Here is an 11,014-nt window from a genome sequence, read left to right as displayed (position 1 = left end):
ACACTTGCGGGGCCGCGCGAAACGGTCCGTGGGGAGCAGATGGGAGAGGGGGGATTTCGCCTCCCCTTGGGTCCAGGCTTTGTGCATCCGCCTAAGCTCAAAAGGTGGGTCCTTGGCTCGTTCCAGAAAACCCATGGCATGCGGCGAGGCGGTGTCTCGCATATTACCAAACTCATGAGGCCCGTCTCGCCGCATGTATCGCAATCAGCAACCGCCGCAATTGCCGGGCGGCGCCCAGTCACGCCTGCATCCCAGCCATGCGGGCGGCGACGGTGAATGAACTTGCTATTTTGGGGCGTTTGCGCCACATAGAGCCATCGTCACCGGCGCATGGGCCTTCAATGGACCCGCTGGCGCCAGCCTATCGTGACGGACTTCTCTTCTTATCGACCAATGCGGTGAGCGGCGAAGTCAACCCGGATGAATTGTCCGGGTCTGAGCCAGCACCCGCGCGATATCTCCCTTTTTATCGCCGATGCCCCTGTTGAAACCGCCACCGGCTTGCCGTTGGCGTTCTGTGCGCTGCTTTGGTTCTGCGCACGGGACCGCGCCATGTGGCGCATGAACCGAAAGTATTCATATTGTCTGATTTTATCTCCCTCGGCCTGCCGACCATTCTGACTGACAGCCTCACCGCTGCCGGCTTCACCGAGCCCACCAAGATCCAGTCCCAGGCCATTCCCAAGCTCCTTGAGGGCAAGGACATGATGGGCATTGCCCAGACCGGCTCCGGCAAGACCGCTGCCTTTGGCCTGCCGATCCTGGCTGGCATCCTGACCCTGACCGGGCGGCCGCGCCCGATGACCACCCGTGCGCTGATCCTGGCGCCGACCCGCGAACTGGCTGTCCAGATCGACGAGAGCATCCGCAAGTTCGCCGGCTCCAAGATGAAGCTCGATACCGTGCTGCTGCTGGGCGGCGTGTCGCGCTACCATCAGGTCAAGCGCCTCGAGCGCGGCGTCGATATCGTCGTTGCCACTCCGGGCCGCCTCAAGGACCTGATGGACGACGGCAAGATCAAGCTGGCCGAGACCCGGTGGCTGGTGCTGGACGAAGCCGACCGGATGCTGGACATGGGCTTCATTGCCCCGGTGCGCCATATCGTCAAGGCGATCGGCATGAAGCGCCATACCATGATGTTCTCGGCCACCATGGCTCCCGAAGTTGCCGATCTCGCCAAGACCCTGTTGCAGGATCCTGTGCGTGTCGATGCGTCGGTTGCCGGCTCAACCGTGGTCAAGATCGACCAGCGCGTGATCCTCTCGGGTGCCAAGGCCAAGCGCGGCGTGCTCAATCAGCTCCTCGCCGACGAAGCCGAAGGTATGGAACGCGTCATCATCTTCTCGCGCACCAAGCATGGTGCCGATCGCGTCGCCAAGAATCTCGAGATCGATGGCCACAAGGCTGCTGCGATCCATGGCAACAAGAGCCAGAACGCCCGCCAGGCGGCCCTCAAGGGCTTCTCCAGCAGCACCGTTCGCATTCTCGTCGCCACCGATATCGCGGCCCGCGGCATCGACGTTCCCGGCATCACCCATGTCGTGAACTACGAGCTGCCTGATGATCCGGAAAACTACGTCCACCGTATCGGCCGTACTGGCCGTAACGGCGCTTCGGGCATTGCCATCACCCTGTGTGACGGCACCGAGCGCGGCAAGCTGCGCGACGTCGAACGCCTGATCCGCCGCACCTTGCCCTATACCGGCGATCTGCACCTGGCCAATGATACCGGCGTGGTCGAAGCACCGCGTTCGGCCTACAAGGCTGCCGGCAATCGTCCGGGGCCGCGCAATGCACGCAATCCCAAATCGGCGCCCCAGGCCGACCGTCGTTCGCCGGCCGAACGCCGCCCCTTCGCCGCCTTTGGCGACGACAAGGGTGGCCGTGGCCAGCCCCAGCCGCATCACCAGCCGTCGGACGCGCCGCGCGCCCGTCAGCCTGAAGCGTCGCGCACCCGTCCTGCCAGCGAAGCCCCGCGGGCCCGCCCGGAAGGCCAGGTCAACCGCGTGCGTCGTGACATGGAAACCGGCAAGCCGATCGGCGCTGCTCCCAGCAAGCCCAAGCAGCGTTGGGGCAAGTCGCAGAAGGACGCGGCCCGTACCAATGGCCGTTCCAATGCCGACCGCAATCGCGGCCGTGCTGCCTCGTAAGGCACTGAGATATTGATTGAAAAGGGCGGCCCTCGGGTCGCCTTTTTTGCTTTTTCGGCGGTGGTATGGCACCCCTCAGCAGGGCTCAGGCGGAGACGACTCATGAATATCGCGATTATCGGGCCGGGCGCCATTGGCGGCACCATGGCGGCGTGGCTGGGGCAGAACCCGGATCATGCGGTGACGGTGTGCGCCCGCTCGCCGCTCGACAGCATCAGCCTGCAGACACCCGATGGCACGCTGACCGCCACGCCGACCGTCTTGACCGATCCCGCCGACGCGATACCGCTCGATTGGGTGCTGGTGACGATCAAGACCTACGACATTGCCTCGGCCCAGACGTGGCTCGACCGGCTGGTTGGGCCACAAACCCGGGTCGCCGTGCTGCAAAATGGCGTCGAACATATCCAGCGCTTTGCCCACCTGCTGCCGGCCGAGCGCATCGTGCCGGTGGTGGTCGACTTTCCAGCCTCGCGGCTATCGCCCGGGCGTTACGCACAAGGCCTCTATGGCAGCATGGCCGTGCCCGTCGGGCGGAATGGCGATGACTTCGTGGCACTGTTTGCCGGCTGCAGGATCGCCATTGCCAGCGATGCCGATTTCCAGTCCCGAGCCTGGGCCAAGCTGTGTCTGAACTGCGCGGGGGCGGTGCCCACGCTGACCCAGCGGGGCACCGGCGCGGTGTGGACACCCGAACTCGAAGCCCTCATCCGCGCGCTGGTCGAGGAATGCGCTGCCGTAGCGCGGGCCGAAGGCGCCACGATCGCTCAGAGCGTCATCGAGTCCGTCGTCGACGCCGCCCGCAATGCACCGCCGACCTCTAGCAATTCGATGCAGGCTGACAGGTTGGCCGGACGCGCGATGGAAATCGAGGCGCGCAATGGGGTGATCGTCCGGCTTGGCGCCAGGCATGGCATTGCCACGCCAATGAATGCGCTGATGGTCACCCTGCTCAACGCCTCGGGCAGCCCCTGGGTCCAGACCTAGCTCGTGCCGCCCGCACCGGCGGCAGAGCCGGCAGGTGACGCCTCAAGCCACTGACGCCAAGTACAATATGTCGCGCGCCGCACCGCCCTCTTCTTGTGCCGCCTCAGGGCTCAGACGACCGAGGAAGGAGGTCGCCCAGTTGTCGATATTGTGTCGGCGGGCAGCCGCCATCAGCGATTGCCAGCGCGCCTTGCGCTCATCGAGCGGCATTTCCAGAGCGAGGCGCAGGGCTTCAGCCGTTTCATCGGTATCGAATGGATTGACCTGCAGAGCCTCCTCGAAAATCTCGGCGGCGCCAGCAAAGCGCGATAGCACCAGCACGCCCGGATCTTCCGGGTTCTGCGAAGCAACATATTCGTGGGCAACGAGGTTCATGCCATCACGGAGGGGCGTGACCAGCCCGACCCGGGCCAACCGGTACAGCCCAGCCAGGCTGGGTTGGCCATAGGCGCGCTTCACATAGGTCAGCGGCTGCCAGTCAGGCTCGGCAAAGCGACCCATGACGTGGCCGCACATGGCGTCGAGCGTGTCGCTGGTCTCCTGATATTCTTTGATCGTGTCCCGCGATGGCGGGGCCACCTGGAGCAAATGCACGTTGCGGCGGAACTGTGCGTTGTTGGCCAGGAGCTTTTCATAGGCCTCCACCCGTTGTGGCAGACCCTTTGAATAGTCCAGGCGGTCGACGCCAAGGATAAGCTTCTGGTCGCCCATGGCGCGTTCCATTCGCTTGACCATCTTGGTGGCGGCGGGCGTGACCGAGAGCCTGGCGAAGGCTTCCGGATCGGAGCCGATGGGGAAGGCGGCCACTTCGGTGGTCGAGAAATTGACCGATTTCAGCGGCGGTCCCGACAGCGAGGACGGCGATTGGTGATCGGAAAACTCGGTGAACGCTGCCACGTCACGCTGCGCCTGCATACCGACAATGTCGTAGCGTGACAGGTCACGCATCAGTTCATTGTGGTGCGGAATGGCATAGAGCGCATCGGTCGTGGGAAAAGGGATATGGAGATAAAAACCCATCCGGTTGCGCAGCCCCAGATGGCGAAGCTCGCTGGCCAGCGGTATCAGGTGATAGTCATGCACCCAGATCACATCGTCCTTCCGCAGCAGCGGACGCAAGGCCTTGGCGAACTGGGCATTGACCCGACGATATCCCTCGTACCAATGCCCCTCGATGGTGGCGAGGTCGAGCCGCAGGTGGAAGCTGGGCCACAGGATCGAGTTGGAGAAGCCGGCATAGTAGGCATGGTGGTCGTTGCGAGTGAGGTCGATCTGAGCCACGGTCAGGCCATCGATCTCTTCGAACCGCGCTTCGGCTTCAGGGGCATCCACCAGCTTGCCAGACCAGCCAAACCAGAATCCGTCACGTTCTGCCAAAGTCTTGCGCAGCGCGACAGCCAAGCCGCCGGCTGCCGGACCCTTGCCCGGCGTACGGTTGGAAACGATGATCAGTCGGCTCATATTCGTCCCTTAAATTTCACTCTAGTGATGGATGATGTCCTCGCGCTCACGCGCGGCGATATCGCCCAGCCCTTGAATCAGGGCATGGACGGAAGCGACATCGGCGATGCGCATGCGCGCGGCGGTATCGCCAGCGCCCAGCTTGATGCCGATACCGCCGAGATCCTGCGCCGCGAGAAAGGCGTCTTCATCGGTGGTGTCGTCGCCGATGAAGATCGGGGTGCGCCCCACAAAGGGCTCCTCGGCCATGAACGCCCGCAGCGCGGTGCCCTTGGTGACGCCGCGCGGGCGGGCTTCAATCACCATCTTGCCGGGCACCAGGGTAAAATCGGGCAGGTCCTGCAGAGCTTCCTGCATGATCATCAGGCATTCTGCTTCCAACTCGGGGGCCTGGCGGAAATGCAGAGCGACGGCGCCTTCCTTGGCCTCAACGATAAGTGACGGATTGGCCATGACCAGCGGCGCCACGGCCTGAGCGATGAATTCCGAACCGATCAGCGCAGCTGGATCAATGGGCTCCAGTGTACCATCGGCGCGGCGGCGCTGGGTGCCATGGGCGCCGGCAACCGGCAGCAGCAGCGGCGCCAGGTAGCGGTCGATATCTTCGATTTCGCGCCCGGTGATGACAGCGAAGGCGCTGTCGAATTCACGGGCGGCACGTTCCAGCTGGTGCGCCAGTGAGACGGGCACATCAATGTCGTCGGGACTCTCGGCAATCTCAACCAGCGTACCGTCGAAATCGGTGAAGATGGCAAGGCGCGTGGGAAACGGCGAAGCCGCGTGATCGAGCTCTGACATGGGAACCGCCCTTGATTGGATGATCCTGACCCAACGCGCGGCGGAGCAAAAGGTTCGGTGCTCATGGCTGCCATGCAGCGGCATGCATTCTGAACGGCGCGTTAATCGGCCATTGGACAGGCGTTCACTCGGCAGGCGGTAATTGTCAATGCGATGAGGGACTGGAAGGCCGCGTCAGGCGCGGCCCCTCAAACCATCGGAAAAGGCCGCCATGTCGCAGATAATGCTCACCGTCCTGTTTGCGCTCGCCCTGAGTGTGCTGACACTCGCCGCCTCGTTTGCGGAAGTGCCGCGCAGCGAGATCGTTTCAGTTCGATAATGGGTCACGCCAGCGCAATACCGTGCGCGCCCTTGTTGTTTTGATAAATCGCCGAGAGATCGGCATAGAGCGCGTTGAGATCGTCGAAACGGGACAGCAGCGCTTCGCGATTACCGCGATCGAGGCTGGCGATCATCTGCGCGATGTTGTGGCTGTGCCAATATTGGTTGCTGCGGTTATAGAGCGGGCGATCCGGTGAGACGGTACCTGTTTCCGGCTCGGGCACCGCATAGATCGCCTTGAGGATGGCGATGTCATGGGGGATGGCAAAGCTGTCGCGAGTGTCCTCGTAGCTGAACAGATAATAGAAATTGTCAAAGCCCGACCAGGTGATGCCCGACAGGCACAGCGAGCAAGGCTCGTGCGTCGCGAGGAACAGGCAGTCCCCGACGTCGGGACGCTCGGCCGGATCAAGTTCGAAGAAGCGCTTGATGGCGTGCATTTCGCCATGCCAGAGCGGATTTTCGATCTCGTTATTGGTTTCGGCCACCACCACTGACAGGTCCGATTTCCGCAGGATCGCCGCGCCGAACAGCTTGTTGCCACGCGCCACACCCTTGCGGGTGACTGGCGCGATATCGGTCTCGATGACGTCGAGCAGTCGCGAAATCAGTGCAGCGGTGTCCATCATGGCCCCTTGTCCAGTGTCACAAGGCTAGCGCGAGACGATCAGCGTGGCTACTGGCCGCGCGACAGACGTACCAACCGCTTGCCGTCGGCATCGAGCAAGTGGAGCGTAGCATCGGCCAGTTCATACCCGGTGGTGGCTTGCAGCGCAGCGAAGAACGTCGCCTCCTGCGCCATAACTGGTCCTCCGCAGGCCATGCGGGTGCCTGCAATAGGGCCGAAGCTCAGCATCGGGCCGTCGAACATTGCCTCGGTGAAGTAGTTATTGCAGCCGCCATTGCCGCCTGCCCGGCGATCCGGGGCGATGGAAAGCGAAACCTTGGTGGCGCCCAGCACGCTCTTGCCCGCGATGGACTGCACCTGCCAAATGGTATCGAACAAGTCGGTGGTGACTTCGAGTTCGGCTGGCACGATGAGCTCCGGTTCATTGCTTATGCTGGGTGGGACTAGGTTGACGATGATGCGCGCCGATAGGGGCGCAGCGGGATCGACAGGGACCGGCACGGGATTGCGGAAAACGACGGCACCCCCCGACAGGATTTCGGCCTTGAGACCGTATTGGCTGCCTCTGATGGCGTCGCTGCGGACATTGAGGGTGAATTGCAGGGGTACCTGGCCGATGGCGGGGATCACGGCGCTGGCGCCGACCACTTCCTTTGGGCGGGCTTCGGCGAGCGACATCAGCGTGACGCGCAGTTCTGCGTTGGGTGGCAAGGCAATGCGCTCACGATAGGTCACTTCGCCGGTGAAGGTGATGGCATTGTCGATGGCGCTGGCGGCGGAAACCGCCAGCAACAGCATCAGCAATGCGGTGCCGAGGCGCCTGCAGATCGAGGCAAACATGGATCGCTCCTTGCCGTCACGCCGGCCAGAGCCGACTTCACCGCGCAGAATAGGCCAATGCTCGCCCGGTTTCGAGTGCAGGGGGCGCTATTTTACCCCGCAAGGTAAAGAGCTTAGGCGGGCAGACGTACCAGATAGGGCGTCTTGAAGTGATGCTCTTCCAGATTATTGCCATCGCCGCCCCGATCGACGACGAGGAAATCCGCCTCCGCCTCAAGTGGGGTCAGCACCCCGTGCCAGGTGTTCATGGCGATATTGACGCCCTGGCCGGGCGCAGTGATGAAGGCGCGCGGTGTGCCCGGAATGCCGGCATGATCTAGCGCGACGATGACCAGGAACGGATGCGGCGATAGTGGATAAAACGCCTGGCTGCCCAGCGGGTGGCGCTCCACCAGTGTCAGCGCCAGCGGCAAGGCATAGGGTTGGCCGCGAAAGATCGAGATCAGCGGGCGCGGATGCACCCCACCCAGCTCGACCCGCGCCAGATCGTGATAGCGCTCGGTCATGCCGTTATTGATCGGGTAATGGTGGGCGTCATCAATCCAGATGACCTGGCCGAACGGCGCGAAAGTCTCGGCGGTCAGGGGCTCGATATCGATATCGGCCATGGCTAGAAGCCCAGCTTCATATGGCGATTGACGTCCTTGTAGAGCAGGTAGCGGAAGCGGCCGGGGCCGGCGTAACAGCATTGCGGGCAGAAGGCACGCAGCCACATGAAATCGCCGGCTTCCACCTCGACCCAGTCCTGGTTGAGCTTGTAGACCGCCTTGCCCTCGAGCACGTAGAGGCCATGCTCCATCACATGGGTTTCCTCGAACGGGATAACCGCGCCAGCCTCGAGCGTGACAATGTTGACGTGCATGTCATGGCGCAGGTCGGTCGGCTCGACGAAACGGGTGGTGCCCCAGGTCTCGTTGGTGCCGGCCATCCAGCGGATCGGTTCGTTTTGCTCATTGGTGACGAAGGCTTCCGGCGCGGGAATGCCCTCGACTGGCTCATAGCACTTGCGCACCCAATGAAAGCGGGTCGGCACCGCACCACGATTGTGCAGGGTCCAATGGCTGCCGGGCGGCAGGAAGGCATAACCACCGGGCGAGAGCAGATGCGCCTTGCCATCGATGTTGACGTTGGCCTCGCCATCGACCACGAACAGCACGCCCTCGGCCTGCTGGTTCGGCTCCGGCTGGTCACTGCCGCCACCGGGCAGGACTTCCATGATGTATTGCGAGAAGGTCTCGGAAAAGCCTGACAACGGGCGGGCAATCACCCAGGCGCGGGTTTCGTGCCAATGGGGCAGATAGCTGGTGACGATGTCGCTCATCACGCCGCGCGGGATCACCGCATAGGCCTCGGTGAAGACGGCACGACCGGTCAACAGGGCCGTCTGTGGCGGCAAGCCAGCGGCGGGAAATGCGTAAGGGGAGTTCGCCATGGGTCTACGGCCTAGTGTTCTTGCTTGGTTGTTGGTGCAAACGTGGCAGGTCCGGCGCGCTCTGGCTAGGCCGTGCGGCGCAGATCCTGCGTGATTTTTCCAGCTGCCCGGGCTTCCTGCTCATGCACCGGCTCGCGCCAAATCTCAGCCAACCCGGCTTCGTACCATTCCACCATGGGCGGCAGGGACAGCAGGCGCTTGCCATAGTCAGCTGCTGCCGGGCTGAGGGTGATGCCATAGGTTTGCAGGCGCATCGCCACCGGGGCATAGAAGGCATCGGCGGCGGTGAACTGCTGGCCGGCAAGGAATGGGCCGCCGAAACGCGACAGCCCCTCGCACCAGATTTCGTCGATCCGGGCCAGGTCCTGTTCCAGAGCTGGGGAGCGCTCGTTCAGGTCGATCCGCAGGCCGCAATTCATGGTGCAAACATTGCGCAGGGCCGAAAAGCCGGAGTGCATTTCGGCAGCTATGGAGCGGGCGAAGGCGCGGGCAGTCCGGTCGGCGGGCCATACCAGCGGATGGTCTTCGGCCGCATATTCGGCGATGGCAAGGGAGTCCCAGACGCTGGTGTCGCCGTCTGTCAGCAGCGGTACACGGCCGGTCGGCGAGAATTGGCGGAACTGGTCATGGCTGCCGTAGTCGACAAAGGGCTGCAGCCGTTCGTTGAACGGAATGTTCAGCATGCGCAGCAGCAGCCAGGGGCGCAGCGACCAGGACGAGTAATTCTTGTTGCCGACGATCAGGGTGTACATGGCGGGCCTCCTCGACCTTGGCTCTAGCCTGTCGCGATGGCGCTCCGCAAGCCGTCAGGCCTCCACCTGTTGCTTGAGGCGGCTCAGCATGGCGCTGGCATAGGCGGCATAGGGGCCGATCCAGCGCTCATGGATGGCGTGGATGGGCAGGGCGTCGAGATGGTTCCAGCGCTCGCGGCCCCGTCGCTCGGCGACCAGCAGCCCGGCATCTTCCAGCACCTTGAGATGCTGCATCACCGTGCAGCGATCCAGCTCCGGGATCAGGTCGCAGAGCATGCCGGTCGTGCGTGGTTGAGCTTTCAGCAGATCGAGGATCTGCCGGCGGGCACGATGGCTCAATGCCTTGAAAATCGCGTCGTTTTCGTCTTCGGTTGACATGTTATATTTTTATAACATATCGTATGGACAGTCAAGCGCAGGAGAGCGATATGGCATATGATTTTAGGGTGAGTGGCCGCATCGCCAAGCGGGTGCATGACGTGTTCGAGGCGGTGGCCGATCCGGCCAAGCTGTCGGGCTATTTCACCACCGGCGGCGCGGTCGGACGGCTCGAGAGTGGCGCAACGGTGACCTGGGACTTTGCCGACTTCCCCGGCGCCTTTCCGGTGCGGGTCGAGCGGGTGGTGCCGGACAAGGAAATCGTGCTGCACTGGGAGGCCGCCGGCGATGGTGGTCCCGCCTATGACACAACAGTGGTCATGAGCTTTGCCGGCCTCGAAGACGGCCGTACCCTGGTGACGATCGAGGAAAAAGGCTGGCGCGAAAGCGCTGCGGGCCTCAAGGCCGCGATGGGCAATTGCGAGGGCTGGACCGGCATGCTGTGCGCGCTCAAGGCCTATATCGAGCACGGCATCAACCTGCGCGAGGGCTTTTACAAGTAGGGGCGGGGCTGAGCTGCCCGTACCCGTCGGCCGCTCCGCCGGCGCGCGCTCGCAGATCGTGAGCGCACCGATCAGGTGACGAACTGCGCGTGCAAAGAACAGCGGGGCCCGGGGATCACCACAATAATCCCAAGGAGAGAAACCAGATGACCAAGACCATCGAAGGCGGCATCAATATAGCGATGAAGGTGCCGACCCATCAATACGAAGCCACCGTCGCCTTCTATCGCGATACGCTGGGGCTCCAGCCCATTACCGACAAGCCCGGCAATGTCGGGTTCATTCATGGGCCAAATCAGCTCTGGATTGATGAGGCCAAGGGCCATTCGCAGGCTGAAGTCTGGTTGGAACTGTTCACGCCGGACTTTCCCAGGGCGGCCGAACAACTGACAATGGATGGCGTCTTGCGCAATGACGCCATCGAGGATCTGGGCGAGGGTTTCCGCGGTGGCTGGTTCTTCAATCCGGCTGGGATAGTCCACATGGTGCGCGAACCCGACGCCTGGTGAGGCCAGCCCATTTTGTTAGGGTTACCAAATGTTCAAGCTTTGGGCGGATGGTGGGTTCATGTCCCGCCAGTCCGCCCATATCGGGGTCGCGCCCCACGCCTGGCTCCAGCACAACATGCCCTGGCTGGGCCTTGTGGCGCTGCTGCTCGGCCTGTTCCGGGACAGTGACGAAATCGGTTTCGACCCCGACGATCACAACGGCTAGCGGACGCTGGATTATTACGCGGTCGCCTCTGCGTTCCTTCCTGCACACAA

At 62.9% G+C, this 11,014-nt stretch carries 13 protein-coding genes; 5 read left to right on the top strand and 8 right to left on the bottom strand.

Annotated elements, in window-relative coordinates; translation table 11 throughout:
* The first annotated feature begins 581 nt into the window (after positions 1–581).
* Positions 582–2,150 (top strand): DEAD/DEAH box helicase, encoded by a 1,569-nt coding sequence (locus BUA69_RS16450; protein WP_052950408.1) that lies wholly within the window; start codon positions 582–584, stop codon positions 2,148–2,150.
* Between the two features lie 102 nt (positions 2,151–2,252).
* Positions 2,253–3,137, top strand: coding sequence for a 2-dehydropantoate 2-reductase (locus BUA69_RS16445; RefSeq protein WP_046134270.1), 885 nt, complete (start codon positions 2,253–2,255; stop codon positions 3,135–3,137).
* Positions 3,138–3,179: 42 nt separating this feature from the next.
* Here the strand turns inward: BUA69_RS16445 and BUA69_RS16440 are convergent, their stop codons facing one another.
* From BUA69_RS16440 to BUA69_RS16405, 8 genes are all read right to left on the bottom strand, one after another.
* Entirely contained in the window at positions 3,180–4,598 is a 1,419-nt protein-coding gene (locus BUA69_RS16440) for an alpha,alpha-trehalose-phosphate synthase (UDP-forming) (protein WP_046134269.1), read from the bottom strand.
* A 21-nt stretch (positions 4,599–4,619) separates the two neighbouring features.
* The gene (gene otsB / locus BUA69_RS16435) at positions 4,620–5,396 is read right to left on the bottom strand and encodes a trehalose-phosphatase (protein WP_046134268.1); all 777 of its coding nucleotides are present in this window, start codon (positions 5,394–5,396) and stop codon (positions 4,620–4,622) included.
* Between the two features lie 323 nt (positions 5,397–5,719).
* Positions 5,720–6,343, bottom strand: coding sequence for a nucleoside deaminase (locus BUA69_RS16430; protein WP_046134278.1), 624 nt, complete (start codon positions 6,341–6,343; stop codon positions 5,720–5,722).
* 50 nt (positions 6,344–6,393) lie between these two features.
* Positions 6,394–7,185: an META domain-containing protein gene (locus tag BUA69_RS16425; RefSeq protein WP_052950407.1), complete on the bottom strand. Its 792-nt coding sequence runs from the start codon at positions 7,183–7,185 to the stop codon at positions 6,394–6,396.
* 113 nt (positions 7,186–7,298) lie between these two features.
* The gene (locus tag BUA69_RS16420; protein ID WP_046134267.1) at positions 7,299–7,793 is read right to left on the bottom strand and encodes an ureidoglycolate lyase; all 495 of its coding nucleotides are present in this window, start codon (positions 7,791–7,793) and stop codon (positions 7,299–7,301) included.
* A 2-nt stretch (positions 7,794–7,795) separates the two neighbouring features.
* On the bottom strand, positions 7,796–8,617 hold the full coding sequence (locus BUA69_RS16415; protein ID WP_046134266.1) for a bifunctional allantoicase/(S)-ureidoglycine aminohydrolase: 822 nt from the start codon (positions 8,615–8,617) through the stop codon (positions 7,796–7,798).
* Between the two features lie 65 nt (positions 8,618–8,682).
* Positions 8,683–9,369, bottom strand: coding sequence for a glutathione S-transferase family protein (locus BUA69_RS16410; RefSeq protein WP_046134265.1), 687 nt, complete (start codon positions 9,367–9,369; stop codon positions 8,683–8,685).
* A 54-nt stretch (positions 9,370–9,423) separates the two neighbouring features.
* The gene (locus BUA69_RS16405; RefSeq protein WP_046134264.1) at positions 9,424–9,747 is read right to left on the bottom strand and encodes an ArsR/SmtB family transcription factor; all 324 of its coding nucleotides are present in this window, start codon (positions 9,745–9,747) and stop codon (positions 9,424–9,426) included.
* A 50-nt stretch (positions 9,748–9,797) separates the two neighbouring features.
* Here BUA69_RS16405 and BUA69_RS16400 point away from each other — a divergent pair, with 50 nt between their 5' ends.
* The 3 genes from BUA69_RS16400 to BUA69_RS21075 all read left to right on the top strand — a co-directional run bounded on the left by BUA69_RS16400 (position 9,798) and on the right by BUA69_RS21075 (position 10,964).
* Positions 9,798–10,250, top strand: coding sequence for an SRPBCC family protein (locus tag BUA69_RS16400; protein ID WP_046134263.1), 453 nt, complete (start codon positions 9,798–9,800; stop codon positions 10,248–10,250).
* Positions 10,251–10,396: 146 nt separating this feature from the next.
* Positions 10,397–10,759: a VOC family protein gene (locus BUA69_RS16395; protein WP_046134262.1), complete on the top strand. Its 363-nt coding sequence runs from the start codon at positions 10,397–10,399 to the stop codon at positions 10,757–10,759.
* Between the two features lie 28 nt (positions 10,760–10,787).
* Positions 10,788–10,964, top strand: a complete 177-nt coding sequence (locus BUA69_RS21075; RefSeq protein WP_160300106.1) for a hypothetical protein — start codon at positions 10,788–10,790, stop codon at positions 10,962–10,964.
* The last annotated feature ends 50 nt before the right edge of the window (positions 10,965–11,014 follow it).

Source organism: Devosia limi DSM 17137, from assembly GCF_900128975.1.
Classification (GTDB): domain Bacteria; phylum Pseudomonadota; class Alphaproteobacteria; order Rhizobiales; family Devosiaceae; genus Devosia; species Devosia limi.
Note: the sequence above shows the minus strand (reverse complement) of the source record. Positions and strands in the feature narration are given on the sequence as shown.